This is a genomic window from bacterium, from assembly GCA_035945995.1.
In the GTDB taxonomy this organism is placed as follows: Bacteria; Sysuimicrobiota; Sysuimicrobiia; order Sysuimicrobiales; family Segetimicrobiaceae; genus DASSJF01.
The window spans coordinates 17,256-43,209 of the sequence record DASYZR010000116.1 but is presented as its reverse complement, the minus strand read 5'-3'; the positions used below and the strand labels follow the sequence as shown (position 1 = coordinate 43,209).

Sequence of the window (25,954 nt, the reverse complement as noted above, 5' to 3'; positions counted from 1 at the left end):
AGTGGCTCTCGCGTGAGATACTCCCACTCGCAGATCTTGAATCGTCCGAAAGAGCGGACTGAGGGTGCCAATTCGTATGGCATTCCCCTTTCGGAAGTCCACAGTTATCGCCCAACGTGGGAACGTCAATGCCCCTGATTGCGTACGCTCCGAAGAGCCTAGGATGGCAGTGACTTGCTTTTCCGACATCCCCAAGCTCACGGGACCCAGCGCACTTCCTGGCGTTATCAATGTAGAAATCCCGCCACTGACCGCGGGCATCGCCATGACCGTGCTCAGAACATAAGCGGTCAATGCGGTTGCGGTTGAAGCTTTCCGTCGCCAACGCTTCGGTGCGCCTTTGTGGAAACTGCCGCGAAGATCGGATGCTCCGACGTCTGGCATCGGATCCCCCCTTCGGACTTTGGAGACAGACTGCCAGCCTTGGACCCAAACCGGGGTCCAGGCCTTCAAATTGTGCCCAATCCACGTATGTTTGACGACCCGGGAACGTCTCAAAGCGCGCACGGTCTCACAAAAGGGAACCGGGGGTTCTTTCTAAACACCCCCGGTTGGAGAGTTCCTTGACAGGGCTGGTTCGTTTGCCGCGGCCAAACCCTACCCGCCGAGACCCGCCAGCGTCCGACGGGCATCGTCAACTCCCCTGAAATCCTGCCTGATCGCGAGTGCCCGGCGTAACTCCTGCTTGGCCATCTCGCCATTGCCCGAACGGTAGTAGGCCAGGCCGAGGTGATAGTGAACGACCGGATCGTCCGCCAACTGCCGTGCGCCTCGCTGAAGGAGCGGCACGGCCTTCTGGACCGCGCCGGTCTTGTAGTACGCCCATCCGAGCGTATCAGCCACGTGGGGGTCGTTTGGCATGGCCAGCCACGCGGTCTGGGCGAGGGTCAGGGCCTGCTTGAGATCGCCGCCGTGCTCGATGTACGACCACGCCAGGTTGTTGGCCGCCGGACCGAAGCGCGGATCCTGCGCGAGCGCTTGCTTGTAGTACTCCCTCGACCGGTCCACGTTACCGAGTCTTTCGTACAGCATCCCCAGGATGGCATAGGCAGGGACGAAACGGGGGTTCAGACGGATTGCCTCTTCGTATTTGCCCGCCGCCATCTCGTACGCCTTGTTGTCGGCGTACAGGCTGCCGAGTGATAGATATGGTGCCAGCACGTTCGGCTCCGTTGAAATGGCCCGGTAGAAGGCCTCTTCCGCCCTTGTGCGGTCCCCCACGGTCTCGTAGACTTCGCCGCGTAACGTTTGCAGCAGCGCGCTCTTCGGCACCCGGGCGACCTGGGCCTCGACCCGCTGCACCGCGCGGGCCGGTTCCTTCTCTTGCAGATAGGTTACGGCCTCTTCTCTGAGGGCCTCGGCGGAATCAGGCTGAAGCGTAAGGGCGGTTTCGAACTCCCGGACGGCATCGTCGCCCCGGCCCGCCAGGCGGTAGGCGACGCCCAGCCTGACGTACGGTGCGGGGTTCCGTGGTGCAAGCGCGATCGCCTGCTGGTACGTCGCAAAGGCCTGGGGGAGGGCCTTCTGGTTCACATAGAATGCCCCCAAGAGCATGTGGGCAGCATAGCCCTTGGGGTCGGCCGTCACGTAGTCCTTGAGCTCAGCCTCAGCCGCCGTTGGATTTCCCGATTGCAACTCCAGATTCGCCAGCGTCACCCTTGCATCGGTGAGCCGAGGATCGAGTTTCAGACTTTCAAGAAGCTGCGCCCGTGCGGAGGCCGTATCGCCTTTGAGCAGATAGGCGTGGGCGAGGAGATCGTGCGCCAGCGGCACGCCGGGCTGGCCGCCCACCGCGGCCTCTAACTCCGTAATCGCCGGGTTCACGTCGCCGCGTACAAGGTGGATCTTCCCAAGAAGGAGGTGTGCCGCGGAATTCTGCGGATCGCGAGCCACGAGCTTGTCGACGGTGGCCTTCGCCTCATCAAGCCGGTTCTGGGACATCAGAAGGTCCGCGATCCGCAAATCGGGTACCGCGGACGATGGGGCGAGCGACTGAGCCTTCTGATATTGGCTCTCCGCGTCCGCAGGCTTCTGCCGGGACGCGTAGAGGTCGCCAAGCGCGAGATAGGGTTCCGCCCGCCGCGGGAACGCACGGACGGCATCCCTGAGTGCTTGTTCCGCGGCGTCCCACCGGGCGTGCCGCTCCAGAAACCCCGCCAGTGCCAGGCGCGGGTCGGGGTCCGAACCGAGGCGCACCCCCCGCGCATAGGCCTCTCCGGCTCCCGCATAGTCACCCTGGGCTTCGTCCAGCGATCCGAGCAGCACGTAGGCGTCCGCGAACTTTGGATCGACCCGGAGCGCTTCGTTCGCCTCGCGCCTTGCGGCGGTCAAGTCTTTCCGGCCCGCGAGGCTGCGGCCGAGCACCACATGCGCGTGCGCGTTGCTGGGCTCCCGCTTAAGAACCAACACCGCTTGATCGCCGGCCCCGATGTACCGGCCGGCGAGAATGAGAACCTCTCCCAATGCGAGGCGGGCGTCGGAGTTGGCCGGGTCCAGGTCGAGACTCTTCGTCAGCCCCTGATAAGCCGGCCCGATCTCGCCCGCGCGCAGGTACGCGAGACCGAGCTTGTAATACACCGGGGCTGAGCGTTGGGTGAACTGCAGCGCACTCCTGAAATCGAGAATCGCTTCCGGATAGCGTCCTGCCGCTAGCGCCGCGTTCCCGCGGGTCCAGTATCGCGCTTGACGCGCCGCAGGGGTGCGCTCCCGTGCGATTCCCCAGACCGCGCCTAGCAGCACGACGCAGGCCAGGATCAGCAATACGGGCCGTGTCTTCAACGTCCGCGACATCTTGGTGTAAACACTCTCCTCGCCGTCCGAATTCAAACAAGAAAGCCGTCGGATCTCCCCTCCGCGGCTCTCTTGAGTCGATAAAGTTGTTGATCTCTGGCTAAGCCGTACTCACGCGGGAATCGCCCGCCGCTCGCCGCTCTTCCTTCTGCGGTTGAACCTCATCCCTACGAGCCCCATCAGGCCCGTGCCGAATAGGAGCACGGATCCCGGCTCCGGCACGACACTCACCGCACCGGAGTACACGATGCCCGTCCCGTCCCCGTCAAGCTCGTGTACGTCGAAGAGCAAGACGTTCCCGCCCGGTATCAGGTCCCCGGCCGGAAGGGCGAGCGTGGTCAGCGAGGTGCACGTAATGCCGCTCACTACGCAATGGGTTCCCACTGGGCCGCCGGCGGTCGCGAGTGTTATGCCATTCAGTAACACTCCGGTCGTGTCGTCCGCCGCAATCAAGAGCGTTCCACCGGAGATTGGGCCCGCCGGAAGGATGAAGGTTTGGGTGAAGTTTATGACACCGCCCGTGCTGATAGTGGCACCTCCGATGGCGCCACCGTTACTGCCACACGAGATCCACGCGGAGCCGGCCGGAGCCGCGACCCACAAGGGATTGGGTGTGATCGTCGTGCTGGCACCCGTCGGGGTCGGGCAACCCGTGCCCGCGGTCTGAGTATAAGGCACACCCGCTCCGCTATTGATGGCCACGGTCGTAGCCTGCGCATTGGTTGCTCCCACCACGAGAAGCACTCCAGCCAAAAGTGCGATTCCCGCCAATTTCGTAATCATCGTTGCACTCCTTCGGCGCGGATTCTGCCTTTCACCCAAGAGGAAAGTAGCTCTTTGCTCCCGCCGACTCCTCCACTCCTTTGAACGATTTGACCCTATCACATGAACTACAACCCTTGCCAAGCCGTCAGCCCTTCCTACCTAGGCAACTACACCTTCCTACCTAGGCAACTACACCTTCCTAGGCAACTACACCTTACAAAAATGGCCCGCGGACGTCTCTCCTTCGTCAGAACGGAACTCGGTGTCCAGCGGATGAATCCGTAGCACGGGCCGTTCCGCCGAAACCGCCCGAGCCGTCAAGGGCAGATTCACACTTGAATTTAGAGACGTTTGAAGGAGGCTACACGAAATTTGGGCGGATCTCGTCCCAATGCTGGCCGTGCCGCCCTGAAGCTCGGCTAGGCGCGTTCACGCCGAAAGGTCCTGTTTCCACCGAAAGATGTGCATAAGGAAGCAGGATCGGTCGAGCGATAACGCCTTGATGTCCCTGAGAGCAGGGGGGGGTCGGATGAAACGCGCCGCTTTGGGCATCACAGCAGTTCTCTTGGTCGGAACGCTCATGACTGCGGCTCAAATCGGATCCGCGATCGGTGAGCCTCCTTCGAAGATTCTGGTCAGGCATCCGGTCCATGTTCGCGGCAATGCCACGACCGGCCCGAGCGGCTATTCACCGGCTCAAATCCGGCATGCGTACGGGATCGACCAGGTCTCGTACAGCGGTGCCGGCCAAATCATCGCAATCGTCGACGCCTACCAGTATCCCACGGCCGCGAGCGACCTCCAGACGTTTATCGCGACGTTCAACCTGCCTTCCATGTACGGTCTGCCGAATACGGCCTCTTGTACCGTGACCGCCGGGCCACACCCTTGCTTCCAGGTGATTCCGGAAGGTTCGACCGGCGGTGGGGGCAGTTACACTCCGCCTCCCAGTGGTGGCGGGGGAGGCGGGGGTGGTGGAGGCGGGGGTAACTGCCATGCGAAGAAGGGATGCAAGATCAGCGGCCAGACCGTCGATGCTACCTGGGCGCTCGAGCAAGCGTTGGACACGCAGTGGGCTCATGCCATCGCGCCCGGAGCGGATATCCTGCTTGTTGAAGCCAACAGCAGCTCGCTCTCCGACATGCTAAATTCCGACTCGACCGCCGTCCCCTACGGTGTCACGGTGGTCTCCATGAGCTGGGACACGCCGGAATTCTCCGGAGAATCAAGCCTCGATAGCTATTTTAGCAGCAATCCGGGGGTGGTGTTCGTCGCCGGGTCTGGCGATTCGGGCAGTGGGGTCGTGTGGCCCGCCGCCTCCCCCTACGTCGTGAGTGTTGGCGGGACGAGTCTCCCACTCGATAGTTACGGCAACCTCACGGGCCCCGAGACGGCCTGGAGCGGGTCGGGCGGAGGAATCAGCGCCTATGAAACGGAGCCTCAATATCAATCCAACTACTCCATCCCGGCAACGGGAGGTCATCGAGGCGTCCCCGACGTTTCCTTTGATGCCGATCCTTACACGGGAGTGCCGATCTATGATTCGACCGGCTACAATGGCCAATCCGGCTGGTTCCAAGTAGGCGGGACGAGCTTCAGCGCCCCCAGTTGGTCGGCCGTCATCGCGGTCCTGAACAGCGCGCGCAAGGCTATCGGGAAATCCTCTCTCGGTGGCAGCAACTCCAGTTACTCCCTCGCCTATGCGGCGGCACCTCCGACTTGGTACTCGATCGATTACCGCGACATCACGTCGGGAAGCAACGGGAGCTGCGGCGCCATCTGTACGGCGGGCCCGGGCTACAACTTCGTGACGGGACTTGGGACGTCGCTGGTCAAAGGGCTCACCCAATTCTTCCAGGCGTACTGATCAACGTCGCAGACGCTCGCGCGTCGAGGGAGGATCTCGCCAAGCAATAAGTCACGCCCGGCCAACGTGGCCGGGCGTGACCATCTTTGGTTAGCCGCTGTCGAAGGTGAGCTACGCCGGACGCCGGCGGCGAATCCAGCCTCCGAGTCCTCCGAGAGACACCAAACCAAAGCCGAGCATGGACAGCGAACTCGGCTCAGGCACTGTCGAGATGATGGTGGTGGTCGTGTTCCCGGCCGTAAAGAATGTGAACCCGGTAGTAAGATTACAAATGTGCGCGGCAGCCAACCAGCCATCGGTGTTTGGCGTGACATACGAGGCTGCGGTGGTTCCGCCGCTCAAGTTGATGGTGTCCGTGGTGCTGAAGTTTCCGGGGCCACACCCATCAAATTGGTCGAACGTCGTATTGATAATCCCGAAAGCGCTCACATTCGCGGCACCTTCGGAGGTGAGCGCGCCGCCGTTGCCGCTAAACGTCCCGAGAGTGATGCCGGTGTTTAGATTCAGATCAACGACGTTCGTGTCGATAAACGCAAATCCGGCGCTGGCGGTGAACGTGGCCGTCGCGGTGGTCGGCGTAAGGGTAGTGATGGTCACCGAGCCATCAGTGAGACCAATCGTTGTCGTATCCGCCGCCGCGGGCGACGCACCGATCCCCCAAAGAAAAACAACCCCGCCCAGAGCGAGCATAACGCCCAATAACCGACGCATCTTCATCGCCGCTCCTCCCTTAGGGGGGTCGAGCCGGTCGCCCGCCACCCGGTTGGACCTGTTCCAAACCACCGTCGATCCACAGTTGGAATAAGCCATCCGTCGATCCGCAATTAGAATAAGCCATCCGGGGATAATATTGCTCTCCCTCAAGAGGACATGATTTTTCGCTCAAGAGGACGAGCCGTCGGGGCGCCAACCGACCAATTGTATAGCACATAGGTTCGTTAGTATTCCGGCGCTAAACATATGGCGGTACGCGTCGAGGGAGCCGGACCCAGCATTAGAGCCTTGTCTCCATCGAACGATATTTCCCATTCCTCCTTTGTCAGGGGGGACCGTCCTGCTGTGCTCCTCTATACTTTCGTCAAAAGCGTAGACGTATCTGGATCGAGGTCGCTGAGATGACCGAATTTTGGGCCAAACAACGGGCTTTGGTCGTGGCCCCGCACCCGGATGACGAAGCGTACGGCTGCGCAGGCACGATGGCGAAAATCAAGGCGGCCGGCGGCGAAGTCTACGTCATCGTCGTGTCCGTCGGGGACCTGCAGCATTACAAGTCCGAAGCCTCGGCCGTCGCGGCCGAAACGCGGGAAGCCGAATTGCGTGCATCCATGGAACTCCTGAAGGTGGATGGATACGAAGTCCTGTTTCGGGATGCGAAGACGCACCTACGCCTTGATGCGATCCCACGCCGTGATCTCATCGCCCTCTTCGAGCGCGAGGCGCAATACGCCATCGACAAGTTGCGGCCGACCGCGCTCATCCTTCCCCATCCCTCATATAATCAGGACCACGAGGCGGTCTTCAAGGCAGGGTTCGCGGCGTGCCGCCCGCATCTCCGCAACGACAAGCCCTTCATCAACCTGGTGCTGGCATGTGACGCCGCCCAGTTGGGTTGGGGCGACGGGTTCCGTCCCGATCTCTACGTCGACATCTCCGAATACCTGCCTATCAAGCTGGATGCGCTGGCGTGTCACAAATCCCAGTTGCGGCAGCTTCCGGACCCCGGCAGTATCAAGAATGTTGAGTATCTCGCGCGCTTCCGGGGGGCGAATATTGCCGTGGATGCCGCCGAGGCCTTCGAGTGCCACCGCGTGGTTCTGTGATTCCCCATTCCCGGCCCATGATCGGGCCGGAGGACATCGACGCCGTCAGCGATGTCCTGCGGTCGGGACATCTGGCACAGGGCGCAAGGGTGGAGGAGTTTGAGGCGGCGGTCGCCGGCTTCCTGACCCGGCGCGGCGGCGTGGCGACCAGTTCCGGAACCGGTGCGCTGCACCTCGCCCTGCTCACCCTCGACATCGGGCCGGGAGACGAAGTGCTCCTGCCGTCCTACACCTGCGTGGCTCTGTTGCATGCCGTCCGCTACGTTGGTGCGACGCCGCGGCTTGTGGACATCGCCGCGGGCGAATACGGGATGTGCCCCCATGAGGCGCGCCGCCGGATGACTCCGCGCACCCGCGCGATCATCGTCCCGCACATGTTCGGAATGCCGGCCGACCTCGACGCGCTGGGCGGGCTCGGACTTCCGTTGATCGAGGATTGCGCCCAGACACTCGGCGCAACGTATCGCGGCCGGACTGTGGGCAGCGCGGGGACGATCACGGTCTGTTCCTTCTACGCGACAAAGGTCATCACCACCGGCGAGGGGGGCATGCTGCTCGCCGACTCCGAGGTGGTCCTAAGACGGGCACGTGACCTGCGCGACTATGACGGGCGCGGCGCGCTCCCCACGCGATTCAATTACAAGATGACCGACTTCCAGGCCGCGCTCGGATTGAGTCAACTGAAGCGGTTGGGGGAGTTTATCGCGCGGCGCAGGGCACTGGCCGCCCGGTACGCTGCCTCGTTCCGCGAGTACTCCCTCATACTCCCCGCCGACGCGCCGGAGCGGACGCACATCTTCTATCGATACGTCATCGGGGTGGACGACGCCCCGCGGTTGGCCGGCGCTCTTCGTGACCGCGGCGTCGAGTGCAAGACCCCGGTGCCTCGCCCGCTGCACCGGTACCTCGGGGAAGAAGGGTTCAGCCATACGGAGGCGGTGACGGCGAGGGCTCTCTCAATCCCCCTCTACCCGTCATTGACGGACCAGGACGCGGAGCGGCTCCTATTGGAAGTCACGGATGCACTCGCGAGAAGGGAGGACCGACGACGGCTAGTCTCCTCTTTGTCTTCCTGACCGCCCTCATCCTCTCGCTGCTCTTGACGCCGGTGTGCCGGTGGTTCGCCGTGCGGTTTGGCGCTCTAGACGCGCCATCCGGTCGCAAGATCCACCGACGCCCGACGCCGCTTCTCGGCGGGATAGCGGTATTCTTGGCCTTCGCGCTGGCGACTTTGATGTTCCTAAAGCCCATGCGCGGTGACCAGATGCTTCTGCTGCTCGCCGGCGCCGCGGCGTTCAGCCTGATCGGCTTGCTGGACGATCTCTACGACGTCGGGGCCCTGAAGCTCGGGGTGGAAGCCGCGGTGGTCGTGGCAATCGTCTGGCTCGGAGGGGTCAATGCGCGCCTCCCGTGGCCCTACGCGGGCGAAATTCTGGCTGTGCTGTGGATCCTGGGCGTGGCCAACGCCATAAACTGCCTCGACTGCGTGGACGGCGTTGCGGCGGGGACCGTAATGGTGGGTGCGCTCTTTGTGATTCCGCTTGCGCTCTTTTGGAATCACATCGGCGTCGCCATCGCGGCGGCCGCGCTCGCCGGCTCGGCCCTGGGGTTTCTGCGGTACAATTTTTCGCCCGCGCGCATCTTCTTGGGCGACGCGGGGAGTCTGGCAGTGGGATTCCTTGCCGCGGCGCTGCCTGCGGCGTTGATCCCGTCGCGCCTGCATCACGCCGCCTTGGTCACGTGGATCGCTCCGGTTCTGCTCATGGGAGTTCCCGTGGGCGACTTCCTGCTCGTCCACATTCGCAGGTATCTTCACGGTGCAACCGATCTGCGGCGTCTCGTGACTTCCACGGGAAGAGATCACCTGCCACACCGCCTGCTCGACGCCGGCCTGACAACCCGTCAAGTGGCGGTCCGGCTCTACGCAGCGACGGCGCTGATGGGAGCGAGTGCGGTGAGCCTGGTGCTGATTGGTCCGGTGGCCGCGGCGGTTCTTCTGATGGTTCCCGCGGCGGCACTCCTCACAACCGGCGCGGCGCGGTGGGTCACATGGGCGTTGGCCAGGTCGGCGTGACGCGGGGATGCGTTGGACCTGACGCCTCACATGGTCACGGGCGCCGCGGTCGGCGCCCGCGTGCGGCGCCCCGCGGCGATGCTCTCCTTGGCCTTCGCCAGCCATTACGTCCTCGACACCGTACCCCATTTCAACATTGGTTGGATCAACGGCCTCACGCTGAACGGCGCAATCGATCTCGGGTTGGGCCTGGTGCTCTGCGGTATTGTCGCGTGGAAGGTCCGAAGTTGGGCGCCGTTGGCGGGGGCGCTGGCGGCCGTGCTCCCCGACGCGCCGGGCCTGAAGGAGCCTCTCGAAGGGCCCACCTCGGCGCTGTTGCCGCACAGAACATGGGGACCACCGTGGGGCATCGTCGCAGAGGCGGTCGTTACCATTCTCGCCTTAACGTGGGCGGGAGTCCAAGGCATTCGCACTAGCGGGCGAATATCGTAGGGGGCAAGTAGCGCCGTGAGAGGTGCGACTGTCGAGCCCGTCCGGGGGGATGGTACCGAGCGCGCCCAGGAGGATATCAGCGACCTCCTCATTACCGTCACCACAATCGAAGGCCGCGTGCTCCGGCTGGTCCGGGAAGGTGACCGGGAAATCCCGGTCGAGGACCTCGCGAACGAATTGACGCTCCTGTCCCGCGACCTTCGCCGCTGCTACCGTCGGGCGCAGGATCTCTCAGAGCGACGGGACCTCGGCTTCAGGACCCAGCGGAAGCTCCGCCATCTCCAGCAACAGTGCATCTGGCTGTACCGCAAGGCCCACCAGGAGCGGGCATTTTTCCAGAAGCTCCAGCTCGAAGCCCGCCTGCGGCGGGTGATCTCGGAAGAGGCGTTCGGCTTGTACCAGCAGCTCCTCTGGGCGGACCATGAGGAGCGCCGGCTCGCTGCGTCCGAGGACTCCGCCGTGGCCGCCCTGCTGCTCGCAGAGCCGGCGGAGCCGTCACCCACGTAGTCGGACAGGAACCCTCATTTTGGGTCGCTCGGAGAATGCCGGCCGAGCGTCTGCCCCAGCCGTCGATTTAGTGCGGCGAGGATCGCCTTCACCACCGCATTCGGGAGATCGGGTGCGCGTGCGCTACCGACGAATCCGCGGGGCCCGTTCGACGGTCTCGACAGCACCGCCACGGCCACCTTCTCCTTCGCGGTGGGCACCTCGTGCAGCTCCTCCAACACGTAAATGTGCGTTTCTCCCGCGATCTGCCGGACCGCGTCGAGGGTCGCGCCGGCTACAAGGAAGAGCAGTGCCCGTCCGTGGACGTGCCCGCCGGCGCGTCCGATGCCCTCACGCACGCCCAGCCTCAACGTAACGGCGGCCGTGCCTCCCGTTTCATCGGTATCCACTTTCACATCCACGAGACGCAGGCGCGGTTCGGGGGGCCGGGTCGCCGCGGGCCTGCCGGCGGTTTCTGTCTCCGGAGCGTCCGGAGCCGTGCCCACTGCTCCCCGGAGGCGTGCCGGATCGCCGGCCCGTTTGGCGTCCTTGGCGGCGGTGGATGCCCGGCTTGCGAGCGTCACCAGATCGTCGACCGTCGCCGCGATGTGCGCCCGCTTCCGACCCTCCGCCCGGCGCCCGCCCGCGATCCCGACACTGACGGTGACGTGGCGGGCCGCCGCGCCCGCATTTACGGGGAGTACCACCACGTCCTGAATCCGCTGCATCAGGGTACGCGCATCGGCCTCGTGCCGGGTCGTCGCAACGGCAAACTCGTCGCCGCCGTACCGGCAGAGCAGATCCATCCCGGGGTCGACAAGGCCGCCGAGCAGCCGTGCCACCGTGCACAGTACATCGTCCCCTGCCACGTGCCCGAGCAACTTGTTGACGGCGCCGAAATTGTCCAGATCGATGAACAGAATGGTGATCTCATGCCCGCGTTCCAGCGCGGCCATCGCCCACGCCCGGAGGGCTGTTGAAGCCGGAAGGCCGGTCAACGGATCGGTTTGCTGCCCCTGCTGGCGGAGGATTGCCGTCGACGAGATCTGGCCGACGATCTTGTTCTCCTCAACCACCGGCAGGACTTCGACCCGTTGGCGTGTCATCAGCGCGTACGCTTGGACCAGCGGGAGCGCCGGGGTGACCGGGGTGAGGCCAGGGGTCATCACGTCCGCGACCGGCCGGTAGGGCGGCGCGGCGAGCAGTTGCGCCGGCATCACCATTCCCAGGACGCGGCCTTCCTCAAACACCGGAAGCGCCGCCAGATTGTGCCGGCCGATCAGCTTTGCGGCGGCCGCCGCGGTGTCGCGGCCGGTCACCGATACGGTGGTCGCCACCATCACGTCGGCGACGATGAGCAGCACGTCGTTCACGGGCACACCGGGACCGAGGCCACCCCCGCCGCGAGCGGGCATAGGTTTTCCCTAGCAAACGTCCCAATTCGCCTGTCAGTTTCCTATCCGTCGAACTGAGGATTTCCGGCGAGATCAAAGAGCGGACGGCGCCGAGTCGGTGCGTCTACTCCGTCGACCGGAGCGCTCAGTCGCGCTCCTCGGGGCGGCTGAAATACCGGATGATCTCGACGAGGATCTCATCCAGGCTCTTCGTGGGACGATATCCTAAAAGTGTCTTCAGTTTGCTGATGTCCGGGACCCGGTAGCGGGTATCCTCGAACCCCTGACCGTACACCTGTTCGTAGGGGACGTGGAGCGTCTCCACGGTCCGTCCGGCGAGACGCTGCACGCGTTCGGCCAGGTCATTGATCGCCACCGATTCCTCGCTCCCGATGTTGAACACCTCGCCGGCCGCGTTCGGATGGTTCATCAAACCGATCGTGGCGCGGACCGTATCTGACACCCAGGTGAAGCTGCGCACCTGACGTCCGTCGCCGTAGACGGTGAGCGCGCGGCCGGCGAGGACCTGCTGGACAAATCGGGGCACCACCATTCCGTACGCGCCGGTCTGTCGCGGCCCGACGGTGTTGAAGTAGCGGCCGATGACCACGTCCAGATCTTGCTCGATCCGGTACGCGCGGGCCAGGTATTCGTCGAGGGCCTTCGACGTCGCGTAACACCACCGGATGGATGAACCCAAAGTGATGTCGTCGGTCTCGCGGAACCGCCGGCCGTCGTCCCGGGTGTCCTTCCCGTACACTTCAGAGGTCGACGCGACGAAGACTTTGCGCCGGTGCCGCACCGCGGCGCTCAGCACCACCTCCGCCCCGGTCACATTGGTCGCGATCGCCTGCACGGGGTGTTCGAAGATCAGCTTCACGCCGACCGCCGCGCCGAGGTGATAAACGTGATCCGCCGCCGCGACGAGGGGGTCGACGGTTTCCCGGTCCAGGATCGAGCCCTGCACGAACTCGAAGCGGGGGTGGCCGAGCAGGTGCCGGATGTTCTCGAGGCATCCCGTGGAAAGGTTGTCCAGGCACGTGACGCGGTGACCTTCGGCAATGAGCGCGTCAGACAGGTGAGAACCGATGAAGCCGGCGCCTCCCGTCACCAGAGCGTGCATGAGTCCGTCAGTTCGGTCATGACCACCCGGCTCCCTCTGCGGATGCTTCATCGTGTCGTGAGGCCGCATTCTGTGGGACGACCTCGCAGACCGCGTTGTAATCGGGTTCGCCACAACTCGGATCGTAGTGCCCGATCCGGATCAGGGCGTTGGCTTCCGGCCAATGCACCTGCAAATTGCCCGGAGCGATGTGGGCGACGCGGATCTTGCCGCGCAACTCTCCCACGTCCGACTTCAAAAGTACCGGATCCCCCGGTCCCAACCCCAGGCGCCGCGCGTCCTCCGGCGCCATGATCACGTCGCCGCGGCCGGCGCCCGTCAGCGGGTCGTAGTCCTCCCACACCATGCTGTTGAACTGGTTGCCCCGCCGGGTACTCACATAGAACCGCTCCGCAGGGACGCTCCGCTCCGGCCAGTGCGGGATCATGAAACGCGCCCTCCCGTCCGGCGTGTTGAACCGGTAGCCGGCGCAGAGCTGCGGGCCGCCCCACTGCAGCTGATCGCCCTTCTGGTGGAGATGCTGGATCCCCTGATAGGAGGGGATGACACGCGCGATCTCGTCGCGAATCTGCGCCGTGCCGGCGAAGTGGATGTGCGACCGGCGCTCCGGGAACACGCGCTCGGCGATGAGCATGGGAATTTCCCACTCGGGTTTCGCCTGGCCGATCCGCCGCCCGGGAATCTCCGGGCTAAAGATGATGCGGCGCTCGGTCGTGGTCTCGGTCACGCCCCCGGGCGTCTCGTAGCGCGTGGCCCCCGGCAGGATCACGGAGACCTCGCCCGGTTCGAGGAGCATCATCGGATTGACGACGATGTCCTGGAAAATGCGGACCGGTACGCGCTCCAGCGCCTCCCGGACGTATCGCGGGTCTGGCATCGTCTCCAGAAAATTACCGCCCGCCGAGTAGAGGAGGTCGATCTTCCCGTCGTGGGCGGCGTGGATGGCGGCCGACGCGGGCAGGCCGGCCTTGCCCGGCGGGTCGAAGCCCCAGACCTCCTTCATTGCGGCCATGGCCGGCGGGTCGCCGACCGTCCGGCCCTGGCCGTACGTCGTTGGGACCGCGCCGACCTCGGCACCGCCCTGCACCCCGGAATGTCCGCGGATCGGATTGAGGCCGGTATGCGGACGGCCGATGCGCCCCATCGCCAACGCCAGGTTGCTGATGGCGAAGACGTTCTGCTGCCCGTGCTCATGCTGGGTGACGCCCATGGACCAAGTGGTGATCGATGTGTCGACGCTCGCGTACAGGTCGGCGAACCGCCGCATTTCCGCCGCCGTCGTGCCTGCGCCTCGCTCCAGCTGTTCCCACGAAAGAGCCCGCGCACGGGCCCGCAACTCGTCGAACCCCGCCGTGTACGACGCAATGAAGCGGTGATCGACCCGGTCCGTCTCAATCAGGTGCTTGAGCGCGCCGGTGAAGAACGCGGCGTCGCCCCCGTTGGTCACCTGAAAGAACTCGTCCATGATCCGCGTGCCGAACAGCGCGCTGTCCCACGACGAAGGGACCCAGTACCGGTCCAACCCTTCCTCGCGATAGGTGTTGACGACCACGACGCGTGTGCCCCGTTTCTTTGCCTCGTCGACGTACTTCATGGCCACCGGCTGATTGTTGGCGATGTTCGATCCAACCAGGATGAGCAGCCCGGTGCCGATCCAGTCGGCGTACGAGCACGTCGTCGCCCCGTATCCGATCGTCGCCCCGAGCCCCGAGGTGCTGGGCGCGTGGCAGACGCGGGCGGCGTTGTCGATGTTGTTCGTGCCGAGGAACCGCGCGGTCTTATTGAAGACGAAATACGTCTCGTTTGGCATGCCGCGCGACGTCAGGTAGAAGTACATGCGGTCGGGATCCTGTTGGGCCGTCGGGCGGATGCGGTCCGCGCAGAAGTCGAGCGCCTCGTCCCACGGCACGCGCCGGTAGCCCGGTTCTCCCCTCCGCCAGATCATCGGATAGGGAAGCCGGCCCAGCGTACGGAGCCCCCGGGAGGAACGCCGGCGCAGGGTCTCCGGATGTTCCAGCACCCGATGATCGACGGCCGGCATGGTATTCAAGCGCAGCATCTTCAAACGGACCGTGCAGAGGTGAATGCCCTCGATCGTCCAGTCGCGGAGCCCGACTGTGCCCAGGGAGCACCCGTCGCAGCACCCGTCGTTGAGGATGCGCCAGGCGTACCCGAGCTCATCGGCGTTTTCGCCCAGGACTTTGGCGATCTCCAGGTAGTGGTTGGGCTTGGTGTAGCCCAGTCCGATCGGAGACGGGCCTACGTAGCGCCGCGAGGTATTCCGGTTCCGCCTGGCGAGGAGCGTGCCCCCGGCGGCCAGGAGCGCGATCCCCCCGAGAATCCATGGCCACCGTCTGCTCGTGCGCATTGTCGTCTCCCTTCCTCGCGAGCCTCCAAGCGCAGGGCGATTCACACGAAGCCCGCCTGTTCCCGGGCCGACGAAACCACCCGACTCTTCTATTGTAGCGTTGCTCCGCGGGCAGGCGCGCCGAGGGCGCTAGGTGAACCCCTGCTCTGCAGGCAGGGGCTCGGCGGGGGCACGGCGAGGGAGGCGCGACCATGAAAGCGAAGGCCGCGGTGCTGTTCGAGGTCGGGAAGAAATTGGAGATCTGCGACGTCGAAGTCCAGGCGCCCAAAGCGGGAGAAGTGCTGGTCCGCATGGCGGCCGCGGGCGTCTGCCACAGCGATCTCCACGTCATGACCGGGCACTTGTTTGCGCCGCTGCCGGCGGTCCTCGGTCATGAGGGCGCGGGCGTCGTGGAGGAAATCGGCGCGGGCGTCGCGACCGTCCGGCCGGGCGATCACGTGATTCCCCTGTGGCGGCTGAGTTGCGGGGAGTGCGAGTACTGCACGGCCGGCCGCCCGGCGCTGTGTGCCGCCGGCACGGCGGTCCGGATGACAGGATATCTGCCCGACGGCACCACGCGTTTTGCGCTCGGCGGTACGGCACTCAAACACTTTGCGGGCGTGTCGAGCTTCTCGGAGTATTCCGTCATTCCGGAGAAGGCGCTGCTTCCAATTCCGCAAGACCTTGCGCTCGATCGGGCCGCGCTATTCGGCTGCGCTGTGATCACGGGCGTCGGCGCGGTCGTCAACGCCGCGCGGGTCCGCCCCGGGACCAGCGTCGCGGTCTTCGGCGCGGGCGGGATTGGGTTGAACGCGATTCAGGGGGCCGCCCTCGCAGGGGCAGTGCGGATCATTGCGGTCGACGTGCTGGCGCGCAAACTGGACTACGCGAGACAATTCGGCGCCACCGACGCCGTCGACGCCTCGGCCGAAGACCCGGTGAATCGAATCCGGTCGCTCACCGGCGGGCGTGGCGTTGACTATGCGTTCGAGGCGATCGGTCTCCCGAACGTGATGCGGCAGGCTTACGACTCACTTGCGAAGCGTGGGATCGCGGTCCTGATCGGGGTGACGCCGATGGCTGCGGAGGTCTCGGTGCCCGTCATGTCCCTCGTCTTCGAGGAGCGGGTCCTGACCGGGTCGGTGTACGGGTCCAGCCGCCCTCGGACCGACATCCCGAAACTGATCGATCTCTACCGCACCGGCAGGCTCAAACTCGACGAGCTGCTGACCCGAACGTATCCGTTCGTGCAGATCAATGAGGCCTATGCGGCGCTGGAGCGCGGCGAGGTGGCGCGCAGCGTGGTGACATTCTGACCGGCATGAAATACCGACTGCGTAGAGAAATCCGGCCTAAGCTACGCACCGTTGACGGTGACCATGGGCCAGACCATGGGCTCAGGGAAGGTTGCGGAGCCGATAGAATAGAATTTTCTTGACGATAAGCAATTGTCGCCTCCCGCATCGCCTGAGGGGGTGAGGAGAGCCCAACTCGCGAGGCTTTGAGAAGCATATCCCTTCGGACGCGATGAGCCGCAGCCTGTAGATGGTTGCCTGGGCTGCGAGGAGCGAATGGCGAACCCGGCCGGAGATGATGGGGACCGGGTTTTTTTGTTTGCGACGCCGACGATCCGGGAGGGGGACTGGATGATGAGGCTCATGTCATGGGGGATCGTGGTGCTGATCGGCGTGCTACTTGCTGCAACGCTCACACAATACCGGACGCTGCCGCCCGCAAAGTGTAGTCCGCACGACGACACCCACAACAAGCACTGCGTCCAGCCCGTTTAGCTTTGACATAGTCTTGACGGCCCCCCGCACGCCGGGTATATTGTGGCGGGGAAGTGGCGCCTCGACGAGTCCTCTCCGTCGAGGCGCCGGTCGTTTCGACGTGAGGCGGTAGAGGAGCATCGTGACCGATGAAGGTTGAGCTTCGGACGGAGCCGGCGAGCCGGGTCGTCCTCGAAATCGATGTGCCCGAAGACGCCGTCGCGCAGGCGATGGATCAGGCGTACGCCCAGTTGGTCCGCCGGGTCCAGGTGCCCGGGTTCCGGCGCGGCAAAGCCCCCCGGCCCATCCTCGAACGGCATGTCGGGACGGAGATGCTCCGCGACGAAGCGCTGCGGCAGCTCGTCCCGCGGCAGTACTCCGAGGCCGTGGCCCAGACCGGCGTGTCGCCGATCGCCCGGCCCTCGATCGAGGTGAAGGACGGGCCCGAGGGCAAGGGGGTGCACCTGACCGCCACGGTCGACGTGTACCCCACCGTCACGCTCCCCGACTACCGGAAGATTCGCGTGACGGCGCAGCACCGCGCGGTATCCGACGAGGATGTCGATCGGGCCATCGAGGATCTTCGCGCCCGGCACGGGCGCCTCGCGAGCGTCGCGGAACCGGCCCGCCGTGGAGACTTCGTCCTCCTCTCGGTCGTCACGGCTCCCGAAGGCCAGGGGCGGCTGCAGGCGGGCAAGGAGCTCCTCGTCGAGGTGGGGGGCGGATTGCTGCCGGAGGCCGTCGAGGCCGCGCTCGAGGGGGCGTCGCCGGGCGACGAACGGAGCGCGGAGATTCCCGGCGCCTCGGCGCCGGCGGTGGTCCGGGTCGCCGATGTCCGCCGCAAAGACCTCCCGCCGCTCGACGATGCGTTTGCCCGCACCGTTTCCGACCGGTCCACGCTCGCCGACCTGCGCGACGGGCTGCGCGCCAAGCTGCAGGGTGAGCGGGACGCGGATGACGCCCGCGCCCTTCGGGAGCGCGCCGTCGACGCCGTGCTCGCCGAAGCGAGGTTCGACGTGCCGGAAAGCCTCGTCGCACACGAAGTGGAGCACATCCTCGAAGACCTCGCGGACCGCCTCCAGAGGCGCGGCCTGACCCTGGAGTCGTACGCGCGCGCGCTCGACAAGGATGAAGGCGCGGTGCGCGCCGACATGCGGGAGGGCGCGGAGCGCCGCGTGCGGAGCCGGGTGTTGCTCGATGCCGTCGTCGAACGTGAGGCTTTGAGCGTGTCCGAGGAGGAGATGCGCGGGGAGGTCGAGAACCTCGCCGCCGAACTCAAACAGGACGTCGCGAAGGTGCAGGGCTGGCTGGCCGAGGGTGGCCGGCAGGAGGGCCTGCGGGAGAGCCTGCTGCGGCGCAAAGCGATGGCGTTTCTGGTCGACGCGGTTTCGGGAGCCAAGACACCCGCGGCGGCGGGCGCGGCGACCGAGCCGGTCCCCCCGAGTTCCCCGTGATGTCCGGCCACACCGCTCCCGGGACCGCCACCCCGGATCTCTCAACGGAGGACGCCTGATCCCGTGTATGTGCCCATGGTCGTCGAACAGACCGCCCGCGGCGAGCGGGCCTACGACATCTACTCGCGGCTGCTCAAGGAGCGCCTCATCTTCATCGGGGGCGAGATTGAAGACGAGATGGCGAACCTCATCATCGCGCAGCTGCTGTACCTGGATTACGAAGACCCGGAGAAGGAAATCCAGCTTTACGTGAACAGTCCCGGCGGCTCCGCGACGGCCGGCCTCGCGATCTACGACACGATGCAGTACCTGCACTGCCCCGTTTCGACGATCTGCGTCGGGCTGGCGGCCAGCGCGGGGGCGATCATCCTCGCCGGCGGAACGAAGGGCCGGCGGTTTGCCCTGCCGTACTCGCGGATGATGATTCACCAGCCGTGGGGCGGGGCGCAGGGATCGGTGTCCGATATCAGCATCCAGACCAAGGAGTTTCTCGCCATCCGCCAAATCTTGAACGAGGTCCTGGCGAAGCACACCGTCCAGCCCCTGGACCGCATCGAGAAGGACACGGAGCGGAACTTCTGGATGAGCGCGGGGGAAGCGAAGGAGTACGGGCTCGTCGACGACGTCATTCTGCCCCGGCAGCCGAGTCTGCCGGGACAGCAGGCAACGCTGCGGTAACCCAGCCGGGGGGAGACGGGGCATGTTCAAGGCGGGGGACGACCGGGACCGGACCAAGTGCTCCTTTTGCGGCAAGACCCAGGAGCAGGTCGGGACGCTCGTAGCCGGGCCTGGGGTCTATATCTGCGATGAGTGCATCGAGCTCTGCAACGAGATCATCGAAGAGAAGCTGGCCGGGCCGCAGCCGGCGGCGAAGCCGCGCGCGATTCCGAAGCCCCACGAGATCTACCAGACCCTGTGCCAGTACGTCATCGGCCAGGAGCGGGCGAAAAAGGCGCTGTCGGTCGCGGTCTACAACCACTACAAGCGCATCGCGTCGCACGGCAAGCGCGGCGGGGACGTCGAGCTGCAGAAGAGCAATATTCTCCTGATCGGGCCGACGGGGTGCGGGAAGACGCTGCTGGCCCAGACGCTGGCCCGAATCCTGGACGTCCCGTTCGCGATCGCCGACGCCACGTCGCTGACCGAGGCCGGCTACGTCGGCGAGGACGTCGAGAACATCCTCCTGCGGCTCATTCAGGCGGCGGACTACGACGTCAAGCGCGCCGAGCGCGGCATCGTCTACATCGACGAGGTCGACAAGATCGCGCGCAAGTCGGAGAATCCGTCGATCACCCGCGACGTCTCCGGCGAGGGCGTCCAGCAGGCGCTGCTCAAGATCCTCGAGGGGACGACCGCCAACGTCCCGCCGCAGGGCGGCCGGAAGCACCCCCACCAGGAGTTCATCCAGATCGACACGACCAACATCCTCTTCATCTGCGGCGGCGCCTTTGACGGCCTCGACCGGATCATCGAGACGCGCACCCGCGTCGCGAGCATCGGCTTCGGCGCCGAGATCCAGCCGAAGCGGGAGCACCGCGTGGGCGAGCTGCTCGCCCAGGTGATGCCGCAGGATCTGCTGCGCTACGGGCTGATCCCGGAGTTCATCGGCCGTCTGCCCGTGGTGACGCCGCTCGAGCCGCTCGCGGAGTCCGACCTCGTCACCATCCTGGTCGAGCCGCGGAACGCGCTCGTGCGCCAGTATCAGAAGATTCTCGAAATGGACGGCGTCGAGCTCGTCGTCACCGAGGACGCGCTCCGGGCCATCGCCCGCCACGCGATGACGCGCAACACCGGCGCCCGCGGCCTCCGGACGATCATCGAGGAGATCATGCTCGACATCATGTACGACATCCCGGAGCGCGGCGACGTCAAGCGCTGCGTGATTACCCGGGAGACCGTGGACAAACGGACCGAGCCGCTCCTGCTGACCGCGGCCGACCTCAAGAAACTGGCGAAGGAGAAACCCGCCTGAGCTCCCGCTTCGCGGGACGGAGTCCAGCGACGCGATCGAGACGGAGCCCCGCGGCTCCGTCTCCGTTTTTCCGGGGAATCTCCGGGGGCGGCCGGAGCGTATATCTGTAGAGAGTAGGGCAGTAAGCAGTACGAAGACAACCGATCAGATCAGGGCAGGCGTTGACATCGCGCTCCCCAGGAGGCATTGGATGTCCGAGCATACACCGGAGCAGAAACCGGAAAAAGCCAAACCTACCGCCCCCACGCCGGTCGCCCAGCCCCAGACGCCCGGCCCTCAGGAACCGATCGTGTTCCCGGAGGTCGTGGCACTGCTGCCGCTCAAGGGCACCGTGGTGCTGCCGGGCATGGTCGTGCCGCTCGGCGTCGGCCGTCCCAAGTCGCTGGCGGCGCTCGAGGCCGCGCTGACCGGGGACCGCATGATCCTGCTCGTCGCCCAGCGCAAGGACGACGAGGAGCAGCCGGAGCCGGACGGGCTCTTCCCCGTCGGGGCGGTGTGCCGCATCCTGCAGGTCGGGAAGCAGCCGGACGGCACGGTCCAGGTCGTGGTCGAGGGCCTCGTCCGCGGGACGATCACGGAATTCATCCAGGTAACACCGTTTTTCCAGGTCCGGATGGAAACCCGGCCCGATCCCACGGACAAACCGCTGGAGATCGAAGCGCTGATGCGCGGGGTGAGTTCGCAGTTCGAGCGGTACGCGCGCCTGTCGCGCTCCGTGCCGCCCGAAGCGTTCATGCTGGTCATGTCGACGGAAGAGCCGGGCCGGCTCGCGGATCTGGTCGCGCAGCACCTGCAGCTGCGGCTGGAGACGCGGCAGCGGGTGCTGGAGGCGCCGCCGCGGGACCGGCTGGAAATCCTGAGCGGGTCGCTGACCAAGGAAATCAACGTGCTCGAGCTGGAGCGCAAGATTCAGAATCGCGTGCGCAAGCAAATGGAGAAGAGCCAGCGCGAGTACTTCCTCAAGGAGCAGATGAAGGCCATCCAGCAGGAGCTGGGGGAGAAGGACGAGCGCACGGCGGAGGCGGACGAGTACCGGAAGAAGATCGAGGACGCGAAGCTGCCGGAGAAGGTCAAGGAGAAGGCGCTCGAGGAGCTCGGCCGGCTCGAGAAGATGCCGCCGATGGTCGCCGAAGCGGTCGTCGTCCGGACCTATCTTGACTGGATCCTCGCGCTGCCGTGGCAGACCCGGACCGACGACCGGCTCGACACCAAGGCGGCCCGCGGCATCCTGGATGAGGACCACTACGGCCTGGACAAGGCCAAGGACCGGGTCGTGGAGTATCTCGCGGTGCGCAAGCTGGCGCCCGAATCCAAGGCGCCGATCCTCTGCTTCGTCGGGCCGCCCGGCACGGGCAAGACGAGCCTCGGCAAGTCGATCGCGCGGGCCCTCGGCCGGAAGTTCGTGCGCATTTCGCTCGGCGGCGTGCGCGATGAGGCGGAGATCCGCGGGCACCGCCGGACGTACGTCGGCGCGCTCCCCGGCCGCATCATCCAGGGCATGCGCACCGTCGGCAGCCGCAACCCCGTGTTCATGCTGGACGAGATCGACAAGCTCGGCATGGACTTTCGCGGCGATCCTTCGGCGGCGCTGCTCGAGGCGCTGGACCCGGAGCAGAACAACGCGTTCAGCGACCACTACCTGGAGCTGCCGTTCGACCTGCGCGAAGTGATGTTCATCACGACGGCCAACATCCTGGACACCGTCCCGCCCGCCCTGCGGGACCGGCTCGAGGTGATACGCTTCTCGGGGTACATCGAGGAAGAGAAGCACCACATCGCCACCCAGTTCCTCCTGGCGAAGCAGCTCAAGGAGAACGGGCTCAAGCAGGAGCAGGTGGCGTTCACCGACGATGCCCTCAAGCTCATCATCCGCGAATACACGCGCGAAGCGGGGGTGCGCAATCTGGAGCGGGAGATCGCGACGATCTGCCGCAAGATCGCCCGCGAGGTCGCCGAGGCCGAGGTCACGAGCGAGAAGGTCACCGTGCAGAACGTCCACAAGTATCTCGGACCGCCGAAGTTCCGGTACGGCAGCGCGGGGCTGATCGACGAGGTCGGCGCGGCCACCGGCCTGGTCTACACCGAACAGGGCGGCGACATCATCACGGTCGAGGCCTCGCTGCTGCGCGGCGACGGCAAGCTGATCCTCACCGGCCAGCTCGGCGACGTGATGAAAGAATCCGCCCAGGCCGCGTTGAGCTACGTGCGGGCGCGCGCCCGGCGGCTCGGCGTCGACGACACCTTCGCCTCGCGCCACGATCTGCACATCCACGTGCCGGCGGGGGCGGTGCCGAAGGACGGGCCGTCGGCGGGAATCACGATGGCCGTCGCCCTGGCGTCGGCCGTGACCGGCCGGCCCGTGCGCAAGGACGTGGCGCTCACCGGCGAGATCACGCTGCGCGGCAAGGTGCTGCCGATCGGCGGGCTCAAGGAAAAGGTCGTCGCCGCCCACCGCGCCGGGATGAAAGTGGTCGTGATGCCGAAAGAAAACGAAAAAGACCTCCACGAGATCCCGGCGAACGTGCGCAAGAAGCTGCGGTTCGCGCTCGTGGAGCACATGGACGAGGTGCTCGACGAGGCCCTCGCGGAAGGGGTCGGGCTGCCGGTGCTGACGCCGCCGCCGGTCGTGCGCCGGCCGCCGTCGCAGCCGTCGATTCAGGCGTAGGGGGCCGCAGGGGGAAAAACGCAAACGGCGGGGCGTTCGTCCCGCCGCTTGCGTTTCGGGACGGAGGAGGCCGGATGCCGGCACCGATCATCGACGTCCAGGATCTGACCAAGCGGTTCGGCGCGATCGACGCCGTCCGGGGCGTGTCGTTTTCCGTCGCCCCGGGGGAGATCTTCGGCTTTCTCGGCCCAAACGGCGCGGGGAAGACGACGACGATCAAGATACTCGCGACGCTGCTGCGGCCGACGTCGGGCCGCGCGTCGCTCGCCGGCTACGACGTCGTCGCCCGCCCGGCGGACGTCCGCCGGGCCATGGGGATCGTCTTTCAGGACCCCAGTCTCGACAACCGGTTGACCGCGGAGCAGAATCTGCGGTTCCACGCGATGCTCTACGGTGTGCCGCCGGCCCAGGTGGAGGCCCGCATCGCCGCCGTCCTCGGGATGGTGGAACTCGCCGAACGCCGCCGCGCGCTCGTGGCGACGTATTCCGGCGGGATGAAGCGGCGCCTGGAGATCGCGCGCGGGCTGCTCCATCGGCCGAGGGTTCTGTTTCTCGACGAGCCGACGATCGGGCTCGACCTGCAGACCCGCAACCACATCTGGGAGTACGTGCTCGACCTGCGCCGCCGCGAGGGCGTCACCGTGTTCATGACGACCCACTACATCGAGGAGTCGGAACACTGCGACCGGATCGCCATCATCGACGACGGCCGCATCGTGGCGCTCGACACGCCCGAGGCGCTGCGGCGGCAGGTCGGCGGCGACGTGATCACGATCACGTCGCCGGACGCCCCGTCCCTCGCCCGCGAGATCGAGGCGCGGTTCGGCGGCGGCGCCCGCGCGGTCGACGGGCAGGTCGTCGTGGAGCAGGAGCGCGGGCCGGAGTTCGTGCCGCGGGTCGCCGCGGCGTTTCCGTCGCTCGTGACCGCGGTCGCCGTCACACGCCCGACGCTCGACGACGTGTTTCTGAAGCTCACCGGCCACGCGATCCGCGAGGAGTCGGCCTCCGCCATGGACCAGCTGCGGACGATGGCGCGGGCATGGGGCGGCCGCCGCCGATGAGGCGCGGGGAAGGTACCGCATGTTGAGTGTCGGCGCCCGCCCCACGCCGGCCGCGGCCGCCCCCGCCCGCTGGCGCCACGAGGTTCGGGCCGCGTACGCCATCTGGCTGCGGGAGTTGATCCGGTTCGTCTCGGAGCGGGCCCGGATCGTCGGCGCCCTGGGACAGCCGCTGATCTATCTCGCGATCATGGGCACCGGGTTCGGCGCCACGTTCCGGTCCGCGGCCGTGCCGCGCGGCTTTAGCTACCTGCAGTTCATGTATCCCGGCGTGCTCGGGATGACGGTGCTCTTCACCGCGATGTTTTCCGCGATCTCGATCATCTGGGACCGGGAGTTCGGGTTTCTGAAGGAAATCCTCGTCGCCCCGGTGGCGCGGTCGAGCATCGTGGCCGGCAAGGTGCTGGGCGGCGCGAGCGTCGCGACGCTGCAGGGACTGCTGCTGCTCGTCATCTCCCCGATCGTCGGCGTCCGGCTCGGTCCGGCGCAGATTCTCGGCACCGTGCTCATGATGTTCCTTGTCTCCGCGTCGCTCACCAGCCTCGGGCTGGTGAGCGCCTCCCGCATGGCGACGATGGAAGGCTTCCAGGTGGTGATGAACTTTCTCGTCCTCCCGCTGTGGCTGCTCTCGGGCGCGTTCTTCCCGCTGCGCGGGCTGCCGTTGTGGATGGCGGCCCTGACCCGGATCGACCCCCTGACGTACGCGGTCGATGCCCTCCGGGGCATGGTCTACGCGGGCTCGCCGCTCGCCCGCGCCCTGGTCGTCCAGCCGTACCGGCTCAACCTCGCGATCATCCTGGGGTTCCTCGTTGTGATGTTCGCCGCGGCGATCACGACGTTCCGGTCGCGGGAGGACTGAATGGTGTCCGCTGGAGTTCGACAGCCCGGAGCGGTGGTTCGACGGTCGCTTCGACCGCGTGGAACAACGGTCCGACCGACAGTTTCGCGCCGGCCGGGCGCACGATGCACGGCCGAAAATGGAGGTCTCCGTGAGAGAGGGCATCGCGAAACCCGTCCTGGATGCGATCGGCAACACCCCGCTCGTGGAGTTGCGGCACGTGGTGCGGCCCGGTGCCGCTCGCGTCGTCGCCAAACTCGAATCCGCGAATCCAACCGGCAGTATGAAGGACAGAATGGCGCGGGCGATGGTGGAGCGGGCGGCGGCGGACGGGCGCCTAGCGCCGGGCGGCACACTCGTCGAGTATACGGCCGGAACGACGGGGATCTCGCTTGCCTTTGTGTGCGCCGCGCTCGGGTACAAGACCCATTTTGTGTTCTCGGATGCGTTCAGCGATGAGAAGCGGCAGGCGATGCGCGCCTACGGCGCGGACATCACGGACGTGCGGAGCGACGGGGGGAAGATCACCGAAGATCTGATCAAGACGATGATCGCGACCGCCGGCGAAATCAGCCGCCGCCCGGGGCACTGGTGGGCCGACCAGCTCAATAACCATGATGGGGAGGCCGGCTACCATGCGCTGGGTGAGGAGGTGTGGCAGCAGACCGGCGGCCACGTGGATGCCTTCGTGCACGCGGTGAGCACGGCTCACTCGATTCACGGCAGCGCCCGTGCGCTGCGGCGCCACGAACGGCAGGTTACGGTGGTCGCGGTGGAACCCGCGGAGTCCGCGGTGCTGTCGGGAAAGCCCTCGGGATCCCACAAGATCGAAGGGATCGGCATCGGCTTCATCCCGCCGCTCTGGAAGCCGGACGAGGTGGACGAGATTGTGACGGTGACCACCGGCGAGGCAAAGGCGATGGCGCGGCGACTCGCCCGGGAGGAGGCGATCTTTGCCGGCTCCTCGAGCGGGGCAAATGTGGTCGCCTCCCTGCGTGTGGCGGAGCGGCTCGGCCCCCGCGCCACGGTCGCCACGATCATCGTCGATTCAGGCTTTCGTTACCTGACAACCGATGTGTTCCGGGCGTGAAGCCGCCGGT

At 65.9% G+C, this 25,954-nt stretch carries 22 protein-coding genes and 1 riboswitch; of the genes, 16 read left to right on the top strand and 6 right to left on the bottom strand.

What is annotated here, in order from left to right:
- Positions 1-597: 597 nt before the first annotated feature.
- Positions 598-2,826, bottom strand: coding sequence for a tetratricopeptide repeat protein (locus VGZ23_13430; protein HEV2358591.1), 2,229 nt, complete (start codon positions 2,824-2,826; stop codon positions 598-600).
- Positions 2,827-2,901: 75 nt separating this feature from the next.
- Positions 2,902-3,243, bottom strand: coding sequence for a PEP-CTERM sorting domain-containing protein (locus VGZ23_13425; protein ID HEV2358590.1), 342 nt, complete (start codon positions 3,241-3,243; stop codon positions 2,902-2,904).
- 88 nt (positions 3,244-3,331) lie between these two features.
- Between VGZ23_13425 and VGZ23_13420 the strand changes: the two genes are divergently transcribed.
- A complete protein-coding gene (locus VGZ23_13420; GenBank protein HEV2358589.1) occupies positions 3,332-3,457 on the top strand; it encodes a hypothetical protein in 126 nt (41 codons plus the stop codon).
- 627 nt (positions 3,458-4,084) lie between these two features.
- Entirely contained in the window at positions 4,085-5,422 is a 1,338-nt protein-coding gene (locus tag VGZ23_13415) for a S53 family peptidase (protein ID HEV2358588.1), read from the top strand.
- 111 nt (positions 5,423-5,533) lie between these two features.
- Here VGZ23_13415 and VGZ23_13410 read toward each other — a convergent pair whose 3' ends face one another.
- On the bottom strand, positions 5,534-6,139 hold the full coding sequence (locus tag VGZ23_13410) for a PEP-CTERM sorting domain-containing protein (protein ID HEV2358587.1): 606 nt from the start codon (positions 6,137-6,139) through the stop codon (positions 5,534-5,536).
- 398 nt (positions 6,140-6,537) lie between these two features.
- Between VGZ23_13410 and VGZ23_13405 the strand changes: the two genes are divergently transcribed.
- The 5 genes from VGZ23_13405 (at position 6,538) to VGZ23_13385 (ending at position 10,255) form a co-directional block, all read left to right on the top strand.
- Positions 6,538-7,242 carry a PIG-L deacetylase family protein gene (locus VGZ23_13405; GenBank protein HEV2358586.1) on the top strand — a complete coding sequence of 235 codons (705 nt, stop codon included), beginning with the start codon at positions 6,538-6,540 and terminating at the stop codon, positions 7,240-7,242.
- A 17-nt stretch (positions 7,243-7,259) separates the two neighbouring features.
- A complete protein-coding gene (locus VGZ23_13400) occupies positions 7,260-8,318 on the top strand; it encodes a DegT/DnrJ/EryC1/StrS family aminotransferase (protein ID HEV2358585.1) in 1,059 nt (352 codons plus the stop codon).
- A gap of 188 nt (positions 8,319-8,506) precedes the next feature.
- Positions 8,507-9,316: an MraY family glycosyltransferase gene (locus VGZ23_13395; GenBank protein ID HEV2358584.1), complete on the top strand. Its 810-nt coding sequence runs from the start codon at positions 8,507-8,509 to the stop codon at positions 9,314-9,316.
- Positions 9,317-9,328: 12 nt separating this feature from the next.
- Complete coding sequence (locus VGZ23_13390) at positions 9,329-9,748, top strand: hypothetical protein (GenBank protein ID HEV2358583.1); 420 nt, start codon at positions 9,329-9,331, stop codon at positions 9,746-9,748.
- Between the two features lie 15 nt (positions 9,749-9,763).
- Complete coding sequence (locus VGZ23_13385; protein ID HEV2358582.1) at positions 9,764-10,255, top strand: hypothetical protein; 492 nt, start codon at positions 9,764-9,766, stop codon at positions 10,253-10,255.
- A 14-nt stretch (positions 10,256-10,269) separates the two neighbouring features.
- Here VGZ23_13385 and VGZ23_13380 read toward each other — a convergent pair whose 3' ends face one another.
- The 3 genes from VGZ23_13380 to VGZ23_13370 form a co-directional block, all read right to left on the bottom strand.
- Positions 10,270-11,607 (bottom strand): GGDEF domain-containing protein, encoded by a 1,338-nt coding sequence (locus tag VGZ23_13380; protein ID HEV2358581.1) that lies wholly within the window; start codon positions 11,605-11,607, stop codon positions 10,270-10,272.
- 166 nt (positions 11,608-11,773) lie between these two features.
- On the bottom strand, positions 11,774-12,751 hold the full coding sequence (locus VGZ23_13375) for a GDP-mannose 4,6-dehydratase (protein HEV2358580.1): 978 nt from the start codon (positions 12,749-12,751) through the stop codon (positions 11,774-11,776).
- A 16-nt stretch (positions 12,752-12,767) separates the two neighbouring features.
- Positions 12,768-15,119, bottom strand: a complete 2,352-nt coding sequence (locus VGZ23_13370) for an FdhF/YdeP family oxidoreductase (GenBank protein ID HEV2358579.1) — start codon at positions 15,117-15,119, stop codon at positions 12,768-12,770.
- Between the two features lie 191 nt (positions 15,120-15,310).
- Between VGZ23_13370 and VGZ23_13365 the strand changes: the two genes are divergently transcribed.
- The 9 genes from VGZ23_13365 to VGZ23_13325 all read left to right on the top strand — a co-directional run bounded on the left by VGZ23_13365 (position 15,311) and on the right by VGZ23_13325 (position 25,944).
- Positions 15,311-16,414 carry a Zn-dependent alcohol dehydrogenase gene (locus VGZ23_13365; protein HEV2358578.1) on the top strand — a complete coding sequence of 368 codons (1,104 nt, stop codon included), beginning with the start codon at positions 15,311-15,313 and terminating at the stop codon, positions 16,412-16,414.
- Positions 16,415-16,609: 195 nt separating this feature from the next.
- Positions 16,610-16,691, top strand: a riboswitch (cyclic di-GMP riboswitch).
- Positions 16,692-16,744: 53 nt separating this feature from the next.
- Complete coding sequence (locus VGZ23_13360; protein HEV2358577.1) at positions 16,745-16,888, top strand: hypothetical protein; 144 nt, start codon at positions 16,745-16,747, stop codon at positions 16,886-16,888.
- A gap of 128 nt (positions 16,889-17,016) precedes the next feature.
- Complete coding sequence (gene tig, locus VGZ23_13355; GenBank protein ID HEV2358576.1) at positions 17,017-18,321, top strand: trigger factor; 1,305 nt, start codon at positions 17,017-17,019, stop codon at positions 18,319-18,321.
- Positions 18,322-18,396: 75 nt separating this feature from the next.
- Positions 18,397-18,999: an ATP-dependent Clp protease proteolytic subunit gene (locus tag VGZ23_13350; GenBank protein HEV2358575.1), complete on the top strand. Its 603-nt coding sequence runs from the start codon at positions 18,397-18,399 to the stop codon at positions 18,997-18,999.
- Between the two features lie 22 nt (positions 19,000-19,021).
- Positions 19,022-20,293, top strand: coding sequence for an ATP-dependent Clp protease ATP-binding subunit ClpX (gene clpX / locus VGZ23_13345; protein HEV2358574.1), 1,272 nt, complete (start codon positions 19,022-19,024; stop codon positions 20,291-20,293).
- 190 nt (positions 20,294-20,483) lie between these two features.
- A complete protein-coding gene (gene lon, locus VGZ23_13340) occupies positions 20,484-22,958 on the top strand; it encodes an endopeptidase La (protein ID HEV2358573.1) in 2,475 nt (824 codons plus the stop codon).
- 74 nt (positions 22,959-23,032) lie between these two features.
- On the top strand, positions 23,033-24,019 hold the full coding sequence (locus tag VGZ23_13335) for an ATP-binding cassette domain-containing protein (protein HEV2358572.1): 987 nt from the start codon (positions 23,033-23,035) through the stop codon (positions 24,017-24,019).
- A gap of 19 nt (positions 24,020-24,038) precedes the next feature.
- Positions 24,039-24,875 (top strand): ABC transporter permease, encoded by an 837-nt coding sequence (locus VGZ23_13330; protein HEV2358571.1) that lies wholly within the window; start codon positions 24,039-24,041, stop codon positions 24,873-24,875.
- Positions 24,876-25,005: 130 nt separating this feature from the next.
- Positions 25,006-25,944 carry a cysteine synthase family protein gene (locus VGZ23_13325; protein ID HEV2358570.1) on the top strand — a complete coding sequence of 313 codons (939 nt, stop codon included), beginning with the start codon at positions 25,006-25,008 and terminating at the stop codon, positions 25,942-25,944.
- The last annotated feature ends 10 nt before the right edge of the window (positions 25,945-25,954 follow it).

Excerpts from the sequence above, each read along its gene's own strand:
- VGZ23_13420 (HEV2358589.1), top strand. The coding sequence starts at position 3,332 with ATGGCGCCACCGTTACTGCCACACGAGATCCACGCGGAGCCGGCCGGA.
- VGZ23_13415 (HEV2358588.1), top strand. The coding sequence starts at position 4,085 with ATGAAACGCGCCGCTTTGGGCATCACAGCAGTTCTCTTGGTCGGAACG.
- VGZ23_13410 (HEV2358587.1), bottom strand. The coding sequence starts at position 6,139 with ATGAAGATGCGTCGGTTATTGGGCGTTATGCTCGCTCTGGGCGGGGTT.
- VGZ23_13405 (HEV2358586.1), top strand. The coding sequence starts at position 6,538 with ATGACCGAATTTTGGGCCAAACAACGGGCTTTGGTCGTGGCCCCGCAC.
- VGZ23_13400 (HEV2358585.1), top strand. The coding sequence starts at position 7,260 with ATGATCGGGCCGGAGGACATCGACGCCGTCAGCGATGTCCTGCGGTCG.
- VGZ23_13395 (HEV2358584.1), top strand. The coding sequence starts at position 8,507 with ATGCTTCTGCTGCTCGCCGGCGCCGCGGCGTTCAGCCTGATCGGCTTG.
- VGZ23_13375 (HEV2358580.1), bottom strand. The coding sequence starts at position 12,751 with ATGCACGCTCTGGTGACGGGAGGCGCCGGCTTCATCGGTTCTCACCTG.
- VGZ23_13370 (HEV2358579.1), bottom strand. The coding sequence starts at position 15,119 with ATGCGCACGAGCAGACGGTGGCCATGGATTCTCGGGGGGATCGCGCTC.
- VGZ23_13365 (HEV2358578.1), top strand. The coding sequence starts at position 15,311 with ATGAAAGCGAAGGCCGCGGTGCTGTTCGAGGTCGGGAAGAAATTGGAG.
- VGZ23_13360 (HEV2358577.1), top strand. The coding sequence starts at position 16,745 with ATGATGAGGCTCATGTCATGGGGGATCGTGGTGCTGATCGGCGTGCTA.
- tig (HEV2358576.1), top strand. The coding sequence starts at position 17,017 with ATGAAGGTTGAGCTTCGGACGGAGCCGGCGAGCCGGGTCGTCCTCGAA.
- VGZ23_13350 (HEV2358575.1), top strand. The coding sequence starts at position 18,397 with ATGGTCGTCGAACAGACCGCCCGCGGCGAGCGGGCCTACGACATCTAC.
- clpX (HEV2358574.1), top strand. The coding sequence starts at position 19,022 with ATGTTCAAGGCGGGGGACGACCGGGACCGGACCAAGTGCTCCTTTTGC.
- lon (HEV2358573.1), top strand. The coding sequence starts at position 20,484 with ATGTCCGAGCATACACCGGAGCAGAAACCGGAAAAAGCCAAACCTACC.
- VGZ23_13335 (HEV2358572.1), top strand. The coding sequence starts at position 23,033 with ATGCCGGCACCGATCATCGACGTCCAGGATCTGACCAAGCGGTTCGGC.
- VGZ23_13330 (HEV2358571.1), top strand. The coding sequence starts at position 24,039 with ATGTTGAGTGTCGGCGCCCGCCCCACGCCGGCCGCGGCCGCCCCCGCC.